The 16,340-nt window shown below is 52.9% G+C and carries 16 protein-coding genes and 1 pseudogene; 12 read left to right on the top strand and 5 right to left on the bottom strand.

Translation table 11 applies throughout. The annotated features are described in order from the left end of the window. Positions 1–135 (top strand): annotated as a pseudogene (locus QJQ48_RS15535) (IS701 family transposase); the annotation flags it as partial. A 397-nt stretch (positions 136–532) separates the two neighbouring features. Here the strand turns inward: QJQ48_RS15535 and QJQ48_RS15530 are convergent. Then, positions 533–1,120, bottom strand: coding sequence for a TetR/AcrR family transcriptional regulator (locus QJQ48_RS15530; protein ID WP_346292155.1), 588 nt, complete (start codon positions 1,118–1,120; stop codon positions 533–535). Positions 1,121–1,240: 120 nt separating this feature from the next. On the opposite strand from QJQ48_RS15530, the gene QJQ48_RS15525 reads away from it, so the two are divergent. After that, complete coding sequence (locus tag QJQ48_RS15525) at positions 1,241–1,930, top strand: GNAT family N-acetyltransferase (protein WP_346292154.1); 690 nt, start codon at positions 1,241–1,243, stop codon at positions 1,928–1,930. Further along, positions 1,930–2,625, top strand: a complete 696-nt coding sequence (locus tag QJQ48_RS15520; RefSeq protein WP_346292153.1) for an SDR family NAD(P)-dependent oxidoreductase — start codon at positions 1,930–1,932, stop codon at positions 2,623–2,625. The genes QJQ48_RS15525 and QJQ48_RS15520 overlap by 1 nt, the downstream gene beginning before the upstream one ends. Positions 2,626–2,700: 75 nt before the next feature. Here QJQ48_RS15520 and QJQ48_RS15515 read toward each other — a convergent pair whose 3' ends face one another. After that, positions 2,701–3,558: an alpha/beta fold hydrolase gene (locus QJQ48_RS15515; RefSeq protein WP_346292152.1), complete on the bottom strand. Its 858-nt coding sequence runs from the start codon at positions 3,556–3,558 to the stop codon at positions 2,701–2,703. A 168-nt stretch (positions 3,559–3,726) separates the two neighbouring features. On the opposite strand from QJQ48_RS15515, the gene QJQ48_RS15510 reads away from it, so the two are divergent. Continuing rightward, a complete protein-coding gene (locus tag QJQ48_RS15510) occupies positions 3,727–4,008 on the top strand; it encodes a hypothetical protein (RefSeq protein WP_346292151.1) in 282 nt (93 codons plus the stop codon). 200 nt (positions 4,009–4,208) lie between these two features. On the opposite strand, the gene QJQ48_RS15505 is transcribed toward QJQ48_RS15510, so the two are convergent. Further along, positions 4,209–4,808 carry a hypothetical protein gene (locus tag QJQ48_RS15505; RefSeq protein WP_346292150.1) on the bottom strand — a complete coding sequence of 200 codons (600 nt, stop codon included), beginning with the start codon at positions 4,806–4,808 and terminating at the stop codon, positions 4,209–4,211. Positions 4,809–4,894: 86 nt separating this feature from the next. Between QJQ48_RS15505 and QJQ48_RS15500 the strand changes: the two genes are divergently transcribed. Then, the gene (locus tag QJQ48_RS15500; RefSeq protein WP_346292149.1) at positions 4,895–5,353 is read left to right on the top strand and encodes a GNAT family N-acetyltransferase; all 459 of its coding nucleotides are present in this window, start codon (positions 4,895–4,897) and stop codon (positions 5,351–5,353) included. Between the two features lie 213 nt (positions 5,354–5,566). Here the strand turns inward: QJQ48_RS15500 and QJQ48_RS15495 are convergent, their stop codons facing one another. Beyond that, positions 5,567–5,893: a hypothetical protein gene (locus QJQ48_RS15495; protein ID WP_346292148.1), complete on the bottom strand. Its 327-nt coding sequence runs from the start codon at positions 5,891–5,893 to the stop codon at positions 5,567–5,569. Positions 5,894–6,091: 198 nt separating this feature from the next. On the opposite strand from QJQ48_RS15495, the gene QJQ48_RS15490 reads away from it, so the two are divergent. Beyond that, positions 6,092–7,876, top strand: coding sequence for an ABC transporter ATP-binding protein (locus tag QJQ48_RS15490; RefSeq protein WP_346292147.1), 1,785 nt, complete (start codon positions 6,092–6,094; stop codon positions 7,874–7,876). A gap of 19 nt (positions 7,877–7,895) precedes the next feature. Here the strand turns inward: QJQ48_RS15490 and sufR are convergent, their stop codons facing one another. Further along, positions 7,896–8,552, bottom strand: coding sequence for an iron-sulfur cluster biosynthesis transcriptional regulator SufR (gene sufR, locus QJQ48_RS15485; RefSeq protein WP_346292146.1), 657 nt, complete (start codon positions 8,550–8,552; stop codon positions 7,896–7,898). 153 nt (positions 8,553–8,705) lie between these two features. Here sufR and QJQ48_RS15480 point away from each other — a divergent pair, with 153 nt between their 5' ends. The 6 genes from QJQ48_RS15480 (at position 8,706) to QJQ48_RS15455 (ending at position 16,292) form a co-directional block, all read left to right on the top strand. After that, a complete protein-coding gene (locus QJQ48_RS15480) occupies positions 8,706–9,065 on the top strand; it encodes a ferredoxin-thioredoxin reductase catalytic domain-containing protein (RefSeq protein ID WP_346292145.1) in 360 nt (119 codons plus the stop codon). 38 nt (positions 9,066–9,103) lie between these two features. Next, complete coding sequence (sufB, locus tag QJQ48_RS15475) at positions 9,104–10,546, top strand: Fe-S cluster assembly protein SufB (protein ID WP_346292144.1); 1,443 nt, start codon at positions 9,104–9,106, stop codon at positions 10,544–10,546. 77 nt (positions 10,547–10,623) lie between these two features. Then, a complete protein-coding gene (gene sufC, locus QJQ48_RS15470; protein WP_346292143.1) occupies positions 10,624–11,409 on the top strand; it encodes a Fe-S cluster assembly ATPase SufC in 786 nt (261 codons plus the stop codon). Next, positions 11,409–12,740, top strand: coding sequence for a Fe-S cluster assembly protein SufD (sufD, locus tag QJQ48_RS15465; protein ID WP_346292142.1), 1,332 nt, complete (start codon positions 11,409–11,411; stop codon positions 12,738–12,740). The genes sufC and sufD overlap by 1 nt, the downstream gene beginning before the upstream one ends. Before the next feature lie 47 nt (positions 12,741–12,787). Next, the gene (locus tag QJQ48_RS15460) at positions 12,788–14,056 is read left to right on the top strand and encodes a SufS family cysteine desulfurase (protein ID WP_346292141.1); all 1,269 of its coding nucleotides are present in this window, start codon (positions 12,788–12,790) and stop codon (positions 14,054–14,056) included. A 175-nt stretch (positions 14,057–14,231) separates the two neighbouring features. After that, positions 14,232–16,292, top strand: coding sequence for an FAD-dependent oxidoreductase (locus QJQ48_RS15455; protein WP_346292140.1), 2,061 nt, complete (start codon positions 14,232–14,234; stop codon positions 16,290–16,292). Positions 16,293–16,340: the final 48 nt, after the last annotated feature.

Raw genomic sequence — 16,340 nt, 5'->3', positions numbered from 1 at the left:
CGGGCCTTTGTCGAGTTGGAGTTGCAAGTCTGGCACCAGCAGTTAGGCAATTGGTATGAGCTCCAACGTCATCTCTATCAGGACGTCGCTCGCCAGTTCATACTTCAAGCACCTCTGATGGGTAGGACCGCTTGAATCTTAGTTTTGTCGATTTTGTCAATGCGTAAGTCCTGATGAATTAAAACGCAAGCAAGATGCTGGCACTGATACCGATTCTTGGTTTTACAGCTACAGATCAGACCCCTCCCAACCTCCCCTTGCCAAGGGGAGGTGCCGCAGGCGGTGGGGTACCGATAGGTAGCGCTAGTTCACAGAACTTGGCATAACCTACCTGATAAGAGGCGATCAAACCCCTCCCAACCTCCCCTTGCCAAGGGGAGGTGCTGCAGGCGGTGGGGTACCGATAGGTAGCGCTAGTTCACGGAACTTGGCATAACCTACCCGATAAGAGGCGAGGGAGTGTGAGCGTTTCGCTCACGGCCAGCAAACACCAGGGCCATCCTTTGATTCAGCAACGCCCAGACAGATACCGCTAACTCTGATGCCGTGTGAGCAGTGTCTCAACCAGGCATTGTGCTGTTTTTAACCGCTCAGGATCGTCAGACTGGGCAACCCAAGCGGCTAACTCGTTGAGCGAACCATTGACCAAGTGGGCAAAACCCTCTGCATTAATTGTGCTTAGCTGACCCTCATCAACCGCTACCTGAATTGACTCATACAGCAGCCCAAAACCGTATTGATCGATTTCAACTAAGTCGTCTGCGGCTAAAACGGCTGGAGCCTCAATAAAGACTAGCCGCCGCAGCTCCTCTTGTTGAGCCACTTCCAGAAACGCCTGACAGCCGACGATTAGCTGCTGCCAGTTATTATTAAGCGGTTGGATTTTGGTTTGAATATGGTCTGTTATCTCACTATAGGCTTCAACAACAACAGCCTTAAAGACTCCTAGCTTATCTTTGAATTGGTGATACAAAGCCCCTCGGGTAATCCCTAATTCGCTGATAATTTCCTCGGTTCCTGTCGCAGCATACCCTTTGGTTGAGAACAGGTGGCGTGCTCGCTCAATAATGATTCGACGAGTTCGTTGAGTTTGTTCAGCTTTGGTTAACTTAGCGGGCATTATGAATTCTCAATTCAAACATTCAGACGGTATGTATCTTGACAAGGAATGAAAATCCTCATATTTTTGAGATACATACAGATTGTATCTTTTATGGGGTTTTTCCTCAAAGGGGTTCTAATGTCCGCTGCACTGAGTACCCGCAAAGCCACGCCAGAAGATATTCCATTTTTGGCTAGGATCGAGTATGAAGCTTCGTTGCCGCCGTTAAATCACTGCTTTTGGGAAGATTTACTAGACGGGACTGGAACCACTGCCTTGCAGTTTATTGAGGTAGAACTGCGGACAGATGCTTCTAATTGGGGCAACGTAGCGGATTTTCTGGTTTTAGAGATTCAGGGGGAACCCATTGCAGCCGCAGCCGGCTATGTGCCTGGTACAGAAGACTACTGCCCGTTGCGTCTATCTCATTTAGAGGCGATCGCTTACGAGTTGAAGTGGTCTACAGAGACCTTAACTGCCTTTCACGATCGCTATATGGCGCTTTGGGGAGGCGATTTACGTCCTTTTTTTCTTACCCCTCAAGCAACCTGGATTATTGAAAATGTGGCTGTGTTACCGCAAGCGCGGGGGCAAGGCTTTGGCAAAGTATTGCTTAAAGCTTTACTGGCAGAGGGGCGATCGCAGCAGCATGAATTTGCAGGAATTATGGTGATCAATGGCAATGAAGCAGCCTATCACACCTATAAATCGATCGGGTTTAAGCCTTACCAAACTTTTCATGCGGATTACTTTTCGGAGCAATTCAATATTGAGTTTCCCGGAGTGACTAAATTCGGTCTTCGTCTCAATGAAACGGAAGAACAGTAATGGCTTGCAAGACAATTCTAGTCGCAGGGGCAAGCCGCGGCATTGGGCTTGCCGTTGCAGAGCATTTTGTAGACCAATGCGATCGCTTATTAGTGGTGTCTCGTACAGCCGCCCCGGTGGGTGAGTGGGTGCAGGCAGATTTATCTGATTTGGCAGGGATAGAAACGGTTGCGATCGCGGTTGGCAGTGAGCCTTTAGATGCGCTGCTGTACATGGGTGGAACCTGGGAAACCCATGCCTTTACTCCGCAGTATCACTTTGAAGCGTGTTCTGATGAGGATATTGCCCGAGTGATTGCAGTTAATTTGGTAGCTCCGATTCGGTTGGTGAAAGCGCTATTGCCTGCCCTACGAAGAGCGGCTAATCCAAAAATTATTTTTATGGGAGCGCTCTCAGGCCGAGATAATTTTTCAGGAAGGGAAGTTGCCAACAGTGCTTCTAAGTTTGGCCTGCGGGGAGTAGTACATTCTCTGCGCGAAGAATTGCGATCGCAGCAAATTGGGGTAACGGTCATTAATCCTGGTAACGTCGGTACTCCCGAAGTTCTAGCTGATCTGGCCGCAGATAATCTAACGGGCGGTGAAGCAATTCCTTTGACAGATCTGATGAAAATAATCGACTGCATTCTGTCTCTATCGCGAGCCACCTGCATCAAAGAAATTGATGTGCCTGCAATGTTAGGCAAAGGAGCTTAATACTTTTTTTCGGCACAGGCGTTCTCTTAGGGTAAATGACTGGCTGTTCTTGATCCTCTAACTCAAACTTCAGAACTAAATTTCAACCTCTAAAAACTGCCGCATATAGCCGTTTACCAAATCCGGCCTTTCCTGCTGCACCCAATGTCCGGCATCTGGCACATAGCGAATCTGCAAATCTTGCACGTACTGCTCCGTGCCATAGGTTAGTTCCTTTCCTAATGCCGGATCCTGCTCTCCCCAAATTAGCAACGTTGGCACCGGCAACACCCCATAAGACTTTTCCTCTGTCAGGGCAAAAAACGCACTGCGGTAATAGTTCACCATTGCCGTCAGCGCCCCTGGCTGGGCTGCTGCCCGCCGATATGCCTCTAGATCCTCTGACGTAAACGCTTCCTGCTGCGCTGCTGTCCCCCGCAGCATCTCTGCAATGAGCTGACAGTCATTCTGCTGCAAAATTAGCTCCGGCAGCCACGGTACCTGAAAAGCCAAAACATACCAGCTCCGGCTCATCTGCTGCCAGTTGAAAGTCTGAAACGCTTCGGCAAACTTAGCCGGATGGGGCAAATTCATTACAATTAGCCGCTCCACCTGTTGCGGATATGCCTCGGCAAACGACCAAGCGATCGCTCCGCCCCAGTCATGCCCCACCAGCACGCAGTCCTCGTAACCCAACGCCGCGATCGCTCCTTGCACGTCTGCTATGAGCTGACTCATCGCATACGCTTCAATTCCTGTTGGTTTATCGCTTTTGTTATAGCCCCGAAGATCCAGCGCCACTACCTTGTAGGCCGCCGCGAATGCCGGAATTTGGTGCCGCCAGGAGTACCAAAACTCTGGAAACCCATGCAGCATCAGCATTAATGGTCCTTCTCCTTGAGTGACAAAGTGTAGCTGAATGCCGTTGGTTGCGATCGCGCCATGCTGCCACATAAGAAAGTCCTGCCTGATTGCTGATGGGAACTAGATGAGAACTATGGGTTACGCCGCTGATTTCTTTCTAAAGGGAGTCGATTTGTTAGCGCATTCTCTTCCCTACGGGCGACGGTAGTGAGTTTTGCAGCCTTTTATCTTAATCAAGGTAGACAAAAAATTCGACTCATGGCAGACAATCAGACCCGTCAAGACACCAATCTACCTGAGGAAGTAGCCCAAAACACCGGCGCTAGAACCGCCGCGACCCACTCTAATCCAGAAATCCTGAAAGAAGAAGCTCGCAACGCCGCTGCCGGAGAAAGCCCCAATGCGGCTGGCGGCGCGACTGTTCCCAGCGAGGCTGAGGAACATGTATTTGGCAGTGATAGTCCCAAGGCCACTGATCTGCCTTCGGCCAACGCGCCTGACCCTACTGAGGCCAATCCTCAAAATCCCAATGCTTCCTAGCAGGTTGGGTTTATAGCGAGGGGTATACCTGGCTTAGCTTTACGGCTGGCACGCCACCCGCTAGAGCCGCCATCAGGCTGCGCCGTTGGCGCTCAATCAGCTGTTGGGTTTTGCTCTGTTCAACACCAACCTACAAAAGCGCCAATTTTAGCGGTGTCATTTCATTAGGTAATCGAGCGCATCGAGCGCATCTAGAGTGATCATCGGCTCTGCCAGCCTAGGCGGCGATGGTAAAGGGCGGTTAGCATGAGGGCGCTAATGGCGAGTAAATAGACGGGGAAAGCAGCATTTTCAATATTCCAGACCGGAATTGAAGGCATCACCAGCAGAGAGCTGACAAAGCTGGCGATATAGACTGAAGCTGATTCCGTTTCGGGAAATTTCCAGGCTTTATGCAAAGTTGGCAGGGCGGCAAAGCCATCGCCAGTGGCTGCTAGTAGAATAGCCAGTCGGGGCGAATCGGCCAGTCCCCACACCATCAGAGCCGCCAGCGACAAAGCTCCACACGATAGGTCAAACGGGTTGAGTCGCCAATAGCTGCGAGCATTGACAAACGACGCTAGAAGTATCAGCAGCGGGATTAAACCCGCTAAAAAGACCCGCACAATTGCCCACAGGTCAGCTCCGGCGGTCACAGCCGCTGCCGTTCCTATCAGGGGCGCGATCGCCCATAGCGACCACGAAACCCGATTGGGCTTGGTTTTGCCCAGCAGCGTATCGCGAATGTAGGCAGAAGCCCCAGCAATACTGATAAAGGCGCTCAAAACAACCAGCCAGTGAACCCAAGAAATGCTCAACATTTGCAGATAGCAGCAAAGAGATACTGTAAATTAAGCCGGTAGTGACCTTGACTGTTACCGCCAATCTTAATGGGGGAACTAACCAAGTGAAAATTCGTGCAGATGACCTCACTGGCCCAGAAATTGCCGATTTGCTGCAGGAACATTTGGAAAACATGTATCAGATTACCCCACCTGAAAGCGTCCATGCGCTTGATTTAGAAGCGCTGCGATCGCCTGACATCAGTTTCTGGACAGCCTGGGAAAAAGATGAGCTTTTAGGCTGCGGCGCTCTGAAAAAGCTGGATGTTAGCAGTGGCGAAGTCAAGTCTATGCGGACTGCCAAGGCTCACCGTCGTCAGGGAGTTGCCTCGAAGATTCTGGAACACATCATCGCAGTAGCTCAACAGCGGGCTTACAAGTGCCTCTACCTGGAAACGGGGGCTATGGCCGCATTTGCTCCGGCCCAAGCTCTATACGCCCGCTATGGGTTTGAGTACCGAGGCCCTTTTGCTGACTACATTGACGACCCTAACAGCGTGTTTATGGTGAAATCACTCGCTTAGCCGCAAGGTTTGCGAGCGTTATTAGGTTCAACATTAGTTCAACAAGTTTCGCCGCTCTTATCACTGCTCTATTGGTGATTCTCCCCCGGCTCTGTCGGCTGGCTTGAGGGCAAAAAAGAGGGGATGCGATCGCATCCCCTTTCCGCTCTTCAAGCAGATTCTGCTGCATCAAAGCTGTCATCAGCAATCGCGATCGCCCGCTCTAAGCTAGCCCTAGCTTTCCTCGGCAGGCGCTTCTACAGCAGGAGTTTCGTCCGTAGGGGATGCCTCAGCCGCTTCAGCCGTCCCTGTTTCCGCTTCAGCTACAGGTTCTTCTACGACTTCTGGCTCAGGTGCTTTCGGTTTGGGCCTTGGCCCGCGCATGAGAGCAGGGGGAACTGCAGGCTTTTTCTCTTCGCGATCGCCTCTGCCTTTGCCCCGCCCTTTCTTGCGCCGATCGCCCCGGTCGCGGCGGTTCTCGCTGCGATCGCGCTGGGGCTGCTCAGTCTCTTCACTGCTACGATTGGCGCGTTCTGATTTTTTGATGGGTCGCTCAACCATATTTTTGTACCTCTACTGCTAGCGCCATTAGACATCCTACCTTGAAAGCCGACGAGACTCACGCCTGCCTGATCTGCGACAGCCGTGAGGAACTTAGCTAGCGATCGCCAGTTTTCAACGATTGGCCTTCTTTCGAGGTGTTACCTGATCTTCTCACCCCCCCGTTAGACTAAAAACCATGCCTATCTAGGGAGTCTTATGTCTGCCTCGACTGTCCATCCGCTTCAGCGTCTTCTCGCCTATAGCCACGAGTACCGCGCTCAAATCTGGCAGGCCAGCATTTGCTCAGTTCTAAATAAGCTATTTGACCTAGCGCCGCCCGCCCTGATTGGTCTAGCAGTTGACGTGGTCGTCAAGCAGCAGGATTCCCTAATTGCCCAGTTCGGCGTTACGGGCATTCGCAGCCAGTTTATTTTAATCTCGGTGCTGACGTTCATTGTTTGGGCCTTTGAGTCCGTCTTTGAATATGCCTACGATCGCCTCTGGCGCAACCTAGCGCAAAACATCCAGCACCAGCTGCGGCTCAACGCCTACGACCATCTGCAAGATCTCGACTTAGCTTTTTTTGAAAATCGCAGCACGGGCAGCCTGATGTCAGTGCTAAACGATGACATTAATCAGCTAGAGCGCTTTCTCGATCGCGGTGCCAATGAAGTCCTGCAGGTGATTACCACCGTGATCATCATTGGCAGCACCTTTTTTATCCTGGCTCCCAGCGTCGCTTGGATGGCTATGCTGCCGATGCCGTTTGTAGTTTGGGGGGCGATCGCCTTTCAAAAGCTGCTGGCTCCCCGCTATGCCGAAGTCCGAGAGCGGGTTAGCCTGCTCAACAGCCGCCTTTCCAATAACCTCTCTGGCATCACCACCATCAAGAGCTTCACCGCTGAAGCCTACGAAAGCGATCGCATTCGCCAAGAAAGTCTCAACTACAGCCAGAGCAACCAGCGGGCGATTGCCCTCAGTGCCGCCTTCATTCCCCTAATTCGGATTCTAATTTTAGTGGGATTCACCGCCACGCTGCTCTATGGCGGTCTAATCACGGTGGAAGGTCAGCTGGCCGTCGGTACCTACAGCGTTTTGGTCTTTCTCACCCAGCGCCTGCTGTGGCCCCTGACGCGTTTAGGGGAAACCCTGGATCAGTACCAGCGGGCAATGGCCTCCACCAACCGGGTGATGAACCTGCTAGATACGCCGATCACCCTGCATCCTGGCCGCCGTCCACTGCCCGTGAGTCAGGTGCAGGGAGACATTCGCTTTGAAGATGTCACCTTTGCCTACGATGACGGCCAGCCCGTCATCGAGCACCTGACGCTGAAAGTGCCGGCGGGTAAGACGATTGCCATTGTTGGCTCTACTGGCTCTGGCAAAAGTACTCTCGTAAAGCTGCTGCTGCGATTTTACGAAGTGCAGGCAGGACAGATTTTACTAGACGGCCATAGTCTGCACGAGCTGCAGCCGCAGGACTTACGGCAGGCCATTGGTTTGGTTAGTCAGGACATCTTCTTATTTCACGGTACGGTGGCCGAAAATATTGCCTATGGCAGCTTCAATGCCAGCCGGGCAGAAATTGCCGAAGCCGCCAAAATTGCCGAAGCCCACGATTTTATCGAGAATCTGATTTCTGGCTATGACACCATTGTTGGGGAGCGGGGCCAGAAGCTTTCCGGCGGCCAGCGACAGCGGATCGCTATCGCCAGAGCAGTGCTAAAAAATCCGCCCATTCTGGTGCTGGATGAAGCCACTTCAGCAGTTGATAACGAAACGGAAGCCGCGATTCAGCGATCGCTAGAAAAAATTACCCAAAATCGCACCACCATTGCGATCGCCCACCGTCTCTCCACAATTCGCAATGCCGATCGCATCTATGTAATGGAGTACGGGCAACTGGTGGAATGGGGGACCCACGAAGAACTGCTAGAGCGTAACGGGATCTATGCCGGACTGTGGCGGGTGCAGATGGGAGAGCGTCCGGTATTGACGTAAGGGCGGTTGGCGAATTGCCTTACTGCTTTTCCTGTACCAAATAGCCGCACCGGTGCTCTCCGTCTACAATCCAGTGGGTACGGCTGACGGCGCAGTCCGGCAGGGCCACCTGAAACATCTCCAGCTCGTGACCGCAGACGCTGGGATAGGATTCGGCAATATGAGAAATAGCGCAGTTATACTCCGTAATCACATAGCCCGGAGCCGGATGCTCGTCTCTAGTAGGATCGACTTCGTGCCATTCCGCCATGTAACCCTCGGCCTGCCGCAGCTTCACGAGGTTATTCACCCGCTCCTGCAGGCTGCCCGTCCCCACTTTTTGCCGGTAGGCCAGCGCCTTGCGTTCCCACTGCTTGCGCAACAGGACTTTGACTTCTTCTTGGCCGACGGTTTCTGCCAGCGTATCTAATAAAGAGAGGGCAAACGTATCGTACTGGGTCGGAAAGCGATCGCGCCCCTTGCTGCTGAGGCAGTAAAAATAATTCGGTCGCCCCATCCCGGCCTGTACCGCCTGATGCTCAATCAGTTCGTCTGCCTCTAGATCTTTGAGGTGACGACGAATTGCTTGTGGACTCACGCTTAACCTTTCGGCCAGAGTTTGAGCCGTCGCTTCTCCATGCTTCATGAGGTACTGGAGAATATCTTCCTTAGTGGAAGGGGGATGTACCAAAGTCATTTTTAGAAATTCAACGCTGGCAATACGTCTTTAGAAGGAATCTAGACTTTGACAACGCCTGTGTTGCTAAAGTAGTCTAAGATGAAATTAGGCAACTTCTATGTTGTTTTAATTATAGAATTATCTGGTTGTCTCGCCACTGTATATAGACTAATGGCCTCACAGAAAACGACTCAAGCTTCCGAGAAAAACCTGGAGCTGATGCGCAACTTTTCCCAGAGCTATGCCAAGCGGACGGGGACTTATTTTTGTGCTGACCCCGGAGTGACAGCAGTTGTAATTGAGGGTTTAGCCAAGCATAAAGATGATTTGGGTGCGCCTCTCTGTCCCTGCCGTCACTACGAAGACAAAGAAGCAGAAGTCAAAGCTACCTACTGGAACTGTCCCTGCGTGCCCATGCAGGAGCGCAAAGAGTGCCACTGCATGTTGTTTCTGACGCCGGACAATGCTTTTGCCGGTGAGAGCCAAGAAATCACCTTTGACCAGATCCGCTCCGAAACCAGCAAGTATTAATCCTTTCTCAGTTGACCTTACGCTCAAGAGCCGCCCACATGACCTCTTCCACCGTTCAGTCCTTCGTTAGCCAGCCTTACAAATACGGTTTCATCACCGATATCGAGTCTGAGTCTTTAGGACGCGGACTCAGTGAAGATGTGATTCGTGCCATTTCTGCTAAGAAAAATGAGCCGGAGTTCATGCTGGAGTTTCGGCTCAAGGCTTACCGCCGCTGGCTGACAATGGCGGAACCCACCTGGCCTAACGTCAAGTATCCGCCGATCAACTATCAGGACATCATCTACTATTCAGCTCCCAAGCAGCAAAAGCAAAAGCTGGATAGCTTAGATGAGGTTGATCCGACCCTGCTGGACACGTTCGAGAAGCTGGGCATTCCCCTGTCTGAGCAGAAACGCCTTGCTAACGTAGCCGTAGACGCCATTTTTGATAGTGTCTCGGTAGCCACCACGTTTAAAGAAAAGCTGGCTGAAGAGGGCGTGATTTTCTGCTCTATTTCAGAAGCAGTGCACAATCATCCCGAACTGGTGCAAAAGTACCTGGGCAGCGTTGTGCCGACGGGAGACAACTACTTCGCGGCGCTCAACTCAGCGGTGTTCAGCGATGGCTCCTTCGTCTACATTCCCAAGAACACCCAGTGTCCGATGGACTTGTCTACCTACTTCCGGATTAACAACGGTGAGTCGGGCCAGTTTGAGCGGACGCTGATTGTGGCTGAAGAAGGCAGCTCGGTGACGTATTTGGAAGGCTGCACCGCCCCTATGTATGACAGCAATCAGCTCCACGCGGCGGTGGTTGAACTGGTGGCGCTGGACAACGCTGAAATCAAATACTCGACGGTGCAAAACTGGTTTGCCGGAGACGAAAACGGCAAAGGCGGCATCTATAACTTCGTCACCAAGCGCGGCCTATGTAAAGGCAAGAACTCCAAAATTTCCTGGACCCAGGTCGAAACCGGCTCGGCGATTACCTGGAAGTATCCCAGCTGCGTGCTGGCGGGCGATAATTCTGTGGGCGAATTCTATTCGGTGGCGCTGACCAACAACAGGCAGCAGGCCGATACGGGTACCAAGATGGTGCACATTGGCAAAAACACCCGCAGCACGATTATCTCTAAGGGAATTTCGGCGGGTCGCTCTAAGAACAGCTACCGGGGCTTGGTGAAGATGGGGCCGAAGGCGGCAAATGCCCGCAATTATTCCCAGTGCGATTCCATGCTGCTGGGCGATCGCTCTAACGCCAATACCTTCCCCTATATTCAGGTACAAAACCAGTCGGCCCGGGTAGAGCACGAAGCCTCTACCTCCAAGATTGGGGAAGATCAGCTCTTTTACTTTGCCCAGCGCGGCATCTCTCCCGAAGACGCGGTTTCCATGATTATCAGCGGTTTCTGCCGGGATGTGTTTAATAAGCTGCCGATGGAGTTTGCGGCTGAAGCCGATAAGCTCATGAGCCTGAAGCTAGAAAATACGGTGGGCTAACAACCGGGTGGGCAGTGCCCACCTGCTTGCATTCTTGACATGAGTAGGTAGCCCCTACCCTACGGAGATTTAGAGTGGTGATTCAGGAAAACAGCGAAGTTATTCTTTCAGTTAAAAATTTACGGGCCACCGTAGATGGCAACGAAATTCTCAAGGGACTCAACTTTGAGGTCAAAACCGGAGAAATTCACGCCATCATGGGCCTTAATGGTTCTGGCAAAAGCACTTTTTCCAAAGTGCTAGCCGGACACCCTGACTATGAAGTCACCAACGGCGAAATTAGCTTCAAGGGCCAAGATTTGCTGGCTTTAGAACCGCACGAGCGCGCTACCAGCGGTATCTTTCTGGCGTTTCAGTATCCTCTGGAAATTCCAGGGGTTAGTAACCGCGACTTTTTGCGGGTGGCTTATAACTCCCACCTGAAGGCTCAAGGTCAAGCAGAAATTGACGTCTTTGACTTTGACGACCTGATTGAAGAAAAGCTAGAGGTGGTCAAAATGGACGCTAGCTTTCTCGATCGCAGCGTCAATGAAGGCTTTTCTGGCGGTGAGAAAAAGCGCAATGAGATTTTGCAGATGGCGCTGCTAGAACCTAAGCTATCAATCCTGGATGAAACCGATTCTGGCTTAGATATTGACGCTCTAAAAACGGTAGCGGGCGGCGTCAATCAGCTAGCGACCCCTGAAAACGCCGTGGTGCTGATTACTCACTACCAGCGCCTGCTGAACTACATCGTGCCGGACTATGTGCACGTGATGGCCGATGGCCGCATCATTCGCACCGGCGGTAAAGAACTGGCTCAGGCTCTAGAAGAGAAAGGCTATGAGTGGCTGATGGCAGAAGCAACCGAGGTGTCAGCGTAATGGGGCTACAGGTTTCAGACAGCAGCATGACCCAAGTAACTAAGCGAGAGACTTACTTAAACAAGCTGATAGACGCAGTGACGGCTGAAACTGCGGCTAAGCTGCCGCTGCCTCAGCTACGCCAGACGGCCAGAGCATTGGTTCAGGAACAAACCTTCCCGTCAACGCGGGACGAAGAATGGCGCTTTAGCGACCTGTCTGAAATGCTCACTTTGGACTTTCAGAGGGCTAAGCTGCCGTCTGACAAAGAGCTAGCCGCGATCGCCCCCCCACTGGCCGAAACTCAAGACAGCCGCTTGGTATTTGTCAACGGGTTGTATGTCGAGTCCCTATCTGCACGTTCGGCCCTGCCCGATGAAGTCGTAGTGGGAAATCTGGCCGAGCTGTATGCCCAGCCTCAGCTTAAAGCGAAAATTGAGCAACGGCTAGGTCAGGCCAGCGGTCACAATGAAGTTTTTACCGCGCTCAATACTACGGGTTTTCAAGATGCTGCCGTCATTTGGCTACCCCGTCAGCTAGAGCTGTCTACGCCTATTCAAGTTGTTCACTATTCCTATTCAGCGCAAACGCCCGTTGTCAGCCAGCCCCGCTGTTTAGTCATGGCTGAAGCTAACAGCGCCTTGACCCTGGTAGAAGAATATTACAGCCTGGGTCAAGCTCCTGCCTTTACCAACCCGGTGACGGAAATTTGGCTAGAGGCCAACGCCCAGGTAAACCATGTCCGCCTGCAGGATGAGTCCCAATCCACTTTTCACATTGCCAAGACAGCGATCACTCAGGCCAGGGATAGCCGTTATAGCTGCGTTACCGTGGATTTGGGGGCCAAACTGTCACGCCACAACCTAGAAAGCTACCAGACCGGCGAGCAGACCGATACCCGGCTGTATGGCCTCAGCGCGATCGCCCATGACCAACTCGCCGATACCCACAGCCTGATTTCCCTCAGCCAGCCCCACGGCACCGCCGATCAGCTCCATAAGTGCATCATCAGCGATCGCGCCCACGCCGTTTTCAGTGGTAAAGTCTACGTTCCCCGCGAAGCGCAGCAAACCAGCGCCGCCCAGCTCAACCGCAACCTGCTGCTGTCTGACAAAAGCCGCGTAGACACTAAGCCCCAGCTTGAAATCATTGCTGATAACGTCAAGTGCGCTCACGGGGCTACCGTCAGCCAGCTAGAACCGGACGAAATTTTCTATTTGCAGAGCCGGGGTATCAGTGCTGCTCAAGCCCAGCGTCTCTTAATTTACGGTTTTGCCATGGAAATTATCGAAAAAATTGCCGTTACTTCCCTGCGTGAGTCCTTGACCGAGCGCATTACCGCCTGGATGTAGCTTCTCTTGCCCCACACCCCGTTACCCACAACCCCATCTCCCTTACCATGACCGTCGCTCAAGAAAAAACACTGGCTGCTAAAGTTCGCGCTGACTTTCCCATCCTGCATCAGAAAGTCAACGACCAGCCCTTGGTGTATTTCGACAACGCGGCCACTTCCCAAAAGCCGCAGGCGGTTTTAGAGGCGATCGCTCGCTACTACCAGCAGGACAACGCCAACGTGCATCGAGGTATCCACGCCCTCAGCGTCCGGGCCACCGATGCTTACGAAGCGGTGCGGGATAAGGTAGCTGCCCTGATTCAGGCAGCGACGCGGGATGAGATTGTCTTTACCCGCAATGCCAGCGAAGCAATCAACCTGGTGGCCTATGCCTGGGGCTTGAGCAATTTGCAGCCGGGAGATGAAATCGTACTGTCGGTGATGGAGCACCACAGCAACCTGGTGCCCTGGCAGCTTGTGGCCCAGCGGACAGGGGCGGTGCTGAAGTATGTGGAGCTGACAGAGTCTCAGGAATTGAATCTAGAGCAGTTCAAGCAGCTAGTGACTGAGAAAACCAAGCTGGTGGCAGTGGTGCACGTCTCTAATACGCTGGGCTGCATCAATCCGGTTGAGGAAATTATCGCTACGGCCCATCAGGTCGGGGCCAAGGTTTTAGTCGACGCCTGCCAGAGCGTTCCCCACATGCCGATTAACGTGCAGGCGATGGACTGCGACTGGCTAGTGGCTTCCGGCCATAAAATGTGTGGGCCGACGGGAGCAGGGTTCCTCTACGGCAAGCTGGATATTCTCAACGCCATGCCGCCTTTTTTGGGTGGGGGTGAGATGATTGCCGACGTATTCCTGGATCACTCGACCTACGCCGAACTGCCCCACAAGTTTGAGGCGGGCACGCCAGCGATCGCAGAAGTGATTGCTTTAGGCGCGGCGGTTGACTATCTAACTCAAATTGGCCTGGATAAAATTGCCGACTATGAGCATGAACTGACGGCTTATCTCTTCCAAGAGCTAGACAAGCTGTCCCAGGTGAAAGTCTATGGCCCTCAGCCCCAAGCCGATGGCAGCGGCCGGGCTTCACTGGCGGCATTTACGGTCGAAGGCGTTCACGCCCAGGATTTAGCGACGCTGCTGGATCAGTCGGGTATTGCTATTCGCTCTGGACACCACTGTACCCAGCCGCTGCACCGCCTTCTAGGCATCACCTCTACGGCGCGGGCTAGCCTCTACTTTTACAACACCCGCGCTGAAATTGACGTGTTTATTGCCGCTCTGAAAGACACTATCGAGTTTTTCAGCAGCATTTTTGAAGAAGATTAGGAGTGGCGCGACGACTCCCTGTGCTGCTTCGACTCAAACAGATACATTTTCAGCTCACCGTTACCGTAAATCCATAGCTTCGGCACCCTAATTGCCGCACAAGCCGCTAGGGATATTTTGGCAGCAACTCGGTTTCCATAGCGTAAGCTAGTCACAGAGTATTTATGAGAGCTACATGACTCAGTATTCTTTCAAAGAGAAGCTGACAGGTGTGTTGGCGATCGCCTTCGCTACAGCGTTCGCCCCGACCCTACCTGCTGCCGCTCAATCAACCAACCCAATTTTAGATACCCTGCCCCGTCTGCCGGACGAAACCGTCGAGTGCGAAATTTTAATTGTAGGCGGTGGTCTGGCAGGAACCGCTACGGCCTATGAGAGTTTGCTAGCAGGCCGCACCGTTTGTCTCACCGAAATCACCGACTGGGTAGGCGGGCAGCTCACCTCCCAGGGAACCTCTGCTCTAGATGAAGCCAGGCGGCAGCGGCAGCTCTTGTTTTATTCGCAGGGCTACAAAGAGCTGCGCGATCGCATTGAGCGCTTTTATGACATCTTGAATCCAGGAAGCTGCTGGGTTAGCGTTTCCTGTTTTATTCCTGAAGACGCCAATACGATCTTGTCGCGGCAGCTCGCAGATGCCGCTCGCCGAGGCAAGGGCACGCTAAAGTGGTTTCCGGCAACGGTGGTGAAGGAGTTAGATCTCAGCGCTGACGGGCGATTTATCGATAGCGCGATCGCTATTCAGCACAGCCCTGCCTCCGAAACGGTGCAGCTCAATATCAACCCGCTGTCCTACGTCTTAGAAGATGCCTACAGCTACGAAGATTCAGCCGTTCTGAGCAAAAAGATTCTGCAGTTTGTGCCCCAAAAGTCGGAAAATCAGGGGCCTGCTGATTGGTACGTGGTAGAAGCCACCGAAACGGGTGAAGTAATTGCTTTGGCCGATGTGCCTTGGCGGGTGGGTCTTGATCCGCGCTCTTACCTCAATCCCTCCTCGCCGGTAACGAGCCAAGACCCCTACTGCACTCAGGGCTTCACCTACACCTTTGCTATGGAGCAAACTGAGGAACCCCAGCCTCAGACCATGCCGCCCTACTACCCGCAGTACGAGCCGTACTTTAGCTATGAGCGCGATCGCGGCGAGGATTTCAACTACTTTGACTTTGTCTTTACCTACCGCCGTATCTGGAGTCCTAAGCCGCGACCGGAGGCGCAAATCTTTGGCGTCGCCGTGCCAGAGCCAGACGACATCTCCATGCAGAACTGGACATGGGGCAATGACTACCGACCGGGTACCGCTGAAGATAACTTAATCTACACTGAAGCCCAACTGCGGGAACTGGGGCAGTTGGAGCCGGGGGGCTGGCTAGGGGGACTGCGAACTGAAACGCTGCGGCGGGGTGAGGAAAATGCCTACAGCTACTACTACTGGCTGGTGGAGGGGACAACAGATTCTCAGCTAGGGGAAGGGGTCAAGCAGCCCCACCCCAACCACCGTTTTCTGTCCGGTTTTGACATGCCGATGGGGACAGCGCACGGATTGTCTAAATATCCCTACATCCGCGAGGCGAGACGCATCATCGGTCGTCCCGCTTACGGCTACGAAGACGGATTTGCCATTAACGAAATCGATTTTTCCTGGGCTGACTTCCGGGCTGAATATTACCAGAACTTACCGCCGGATCTTTATCAGGATTTGTGGCAGGCGCTAGCGGGTTTAGAGGCTATTGCTGCTATTGAACAGAAGCTTGCGCCAGAGGAGATTGAGCGGCGATCGCGATCGCACATTTATCCAGACTCCGTCGGCATTGCCCAATACGCTATCGACTTTCACCCCTGCATGACCGCTTCTCCGCCAGAAGCCCCTGGCAATACGGAGCGAGCGGGTGTCCGACAGGCTCACGGGCAGGCATACCCGGCCCAAATCCCGCTGCGATCGCTGATTCCGCAAAATATCGATAATTTGCTGGTCGCGGGTAAAAGTATCGCCACTAGCACCATTGCTGCCGCTGCTTACCGAGTACATTCTTTTGAATGGTCAGTAGGCGCGGCTGCCGGTACGACGATTGATTTTGTGCTCGATGAAGGGATTTTACCCTACGAGCTGGTAGACAACCTGCCCAGCGAGGAGCCACAGCTAGAGCAGCTACAGCGACGGCTCAACCAAAACGGCAACCCCACCGCCTTTCCCAACACCTCAATCTTCAACGAAGACTGGGAGGACTGGCGACCCTGGTAGTTTTTTTCTGTCATGACTCCGCAGGGACGCGGCATACCGTGTCCCTAC

Source organism: Sphaerothrix gracilis Ecp01 (assembly GCF_030405905.1).
GTDB lineage: Bacteria > Cyanobacteriota > Cyanobacteriia > Phormidesmidales > Phormidesmidaceae > Sphaerothrix > Sphaerothrix gracilis.
Note: the sequence above shows the minus strand (reverse complement) of the source record. Positions and strands in the feature narration are given on the sequence as shown.

Excerpts from the sequence above, each read along its gene's own strand:
- QJQ48_RS15480 (WP_346292145.1), top strand. The coding sequence starts at position 8,706 with ATGGCCTCACAGAAAACGACTCAAGCTTCCGAGAAAAACCTGGAGCTG.
- QJQ48_RS15530 (WP_346292155.1), bottom strand. The coding sequence starts at position 1,120 with ATGCCCGCTAAGTTAACCAAAGCTGAACAAACTCAACGAACTCGTCGA.
- QJQ48_RS15505 (WP_346292150.1), bottom strand. The coding sequence starts at position 4,808 with ATGTTGAGCATTTCTTGGGTTCACTGGCTGGTTGTTTTGAGCGCCTTT.
- QJQ48_RS15490 (WP_346292147.1), top strand. The coding sequence starts at position 6,092 with ATGTCTGCCTCGACTGTCCATCCGCTTCAGCGTCTTCTCGCCTATAGC.
- QJQ48_RS15525 (WP_346292154.1), top strand. The coding sequence starts at position 1,241 with ATGTCCGCTGCACTGAGTACCCGCAAAGCCACGCCAGAAGATATTCCA.
- QJQ48_RS15520 (WP_346292153.1), top strand. The coding sequence starts at position 1,930 with ATGGCTTGCAAGACAATTCTAGTCGCAGGGGCAAGCCGCGGCATTGGG.
- QJQ48_RS15455 (WP_346292140.1), top strand. The coding sequence starts at position 14,232 with ATGACTCAGTATTCTTTCAAAGAGAAGCTGACAGGTGTGTTGGCGATC.
- sufB (WP_346292144.1), top strand. The coding sequence starts at position 9,104 with ATGACCTCTTCCACCGTTCAGTCCTTCGTTAGCCAGCCTTACAAATAC.
- QJQ48_RS15510 (WP_346292151.1), top strand. The coding sequence starts at position 3,727 with ATGGCAGACAATCAGACCCGTCAAGACACCAATCTACCTGAGGAAGTA.
- QJQ48_RS15495 (WP_346292148.1), bottom strand. The coding sequence starts at position 5,893 with ATGGTTGAGCGACCCATCAAAAAATCAGAACGCGCCAATCGTAGCAGT.
- QJQ48_RS15515 (WP_346292152.1), bottom strand. The coding sequence starts at position 3,558 with ATGTGGCAGCATGGCGCGATCGCAACCAACGGCATTCAGCTACACTTT.
- QJQ48_RS15460 (WP_346292141.1), top strand. The coding sequence starts at position 12,788 with ATGACCGTCGCTCAAGAAAAAACACTGGCTGCTAAAGTTCGCGCTGAC.
- sufR (WP_346292146.1), bottom strand. The coding sequence starts at position 8,552 with ATGACTTTGGTACATCCCCCTTCCACTAAGGAAGATATTCTCCAGTAC.
- sufD (WP_346292142.1), top strand. The coding sequence starts at position 11,409 with ATGGGGCTACAGGTTTCAGACAGCAGCATGACCCAAGTAACTAAGCGA.